The organism is Azohydromonas australica DSM 1124, assembly GCF_000430725.1.
Lineage (GTDB): Bacteria > Pseudomonadota > Gammaproteobacteria > Burkholderiales > Burkholderiaceae_C > Azohydromonas > Azohydromonas australica.
The window spans coordinates 1-1,099 of sequence record NZ_AUMO01000176.1 but is presented as its reverse complement, the minus strand read 5'-3'; the positions used below and the strand labels follow the sequence as shown (position 1 = coordinate 1,099).

At 70.2% G+C, this 1,099-nt stretch carries 2 protein-coding genes; both read right to left on the bottom strand.

The window, feature by feature from the left end:
• Nucleotides 1-356, bottom strand: a 356-nt coding sequence (locus H537_RS0119100; protein WP_028999096.1) for an ABC transporter substrate-binding protein, incomplete at its 3' end; no start/stop codon positions are given.
• Between the two features lie 83 nt (nt 357-439).
• A partial coding sequence (locus tag H537_RS0119095; RefSeq protein ID WP_028999095.1) for a Glu/Leu/Phe/Val family dehydrogenase occupies nt 440-1,099 on the bottom strand: 660 nt, incomplete at its 5' end.

Genomic DNA, 1,099 nt, shown 5'->3' with positions numbered 1-1,099 from the left:
CCGGCGGGGATGGCGACGCCGGAGTTGTACGGGCCGACCACGAACTTCACCTTGCTGTCGGCGAGCTTCTGCGCCACGGCCACGCCCTGGCGCGGATCGGCGGCGTCGTCCTCGGCCACGACCTCGAAGGTGACCTTCTGGCCGGCGACCTGGATGCCCTTGGCGTTGAGCTCCTTGACCGCGAGCAGCAGGCCGTCACGGTTGTCCGCGCCGTAGGCCGACTGCGGGCCCGACAGCGGGCTGCTGAAGCCGATCTTGACGACCTGCTGCGCCTGCGCGGCCAGCGAGGCGGCGGCCAGGGCGACGGGCAGGAGCGCGGAGATGAAGTGGCGCGGGCGGAGGGTGAATGGCTTCATGGGAAAGGCTCTTGGTTGAGTTGTGAACCAGGCCGGGGAGGCCCCGGCCGGCTGGCTTGGAAAGGAACGTAGGGACAGGCGCTTCAGGGATAGAGGCCGCGCTCCTCGCGCGCGCTGAGGATGCGTTCGCAGGCCACCGCGAAGGTCGCGGTGCGCAGCGTGATGCCGTGCTTGTCGGCCGTCTGCCAGATGTGGCGCAGCGAGTCGGTCATGATCTTGTCCAGGCGCACGTTGATCTCCTCCTCGGTCCAGAAGAAGCTGGAGAAGTCCTGCACCCACTCGAAGTAGCTCACCGTCACGCCGCCAGCGTTGCAGATGACGTCGGGCACCACCAGGACGCCGCGCTCCTGCAGCACGTCGTCGCCTTCGGGCAGCGTGGGGCCGTTGGCGCCTTCGAGCACCAGCTTGGCCTTGATGCGCTGAGCCCGGGTGCTGTCGATCTGCCCTTCCAGCGCGGCCGGAATCAGGATGTCGCACTCGACGTCCCAGAAGCTCTCGCCGTCCACGGCCTCGGCGCCCTGGAAGCCGCGCACGCCGCCGTTGCGCACGACGTGCTCGCTCAGCCGGGCCACGTCCAGCCCGGCGCCGTTGAAAAGGGTGCCGCTGTGGTCCTGCACCGCCACGACACGCGCGCCGGCCTCGACGAACAGTTGCGCCGCCACCGAGCCCACGTTGCCGAAGCCCTGCACCGCCACGCGCGCGCCGTCCAGCGGCAGGTTGATGCGCCGCGCCGCCTCGCGCCC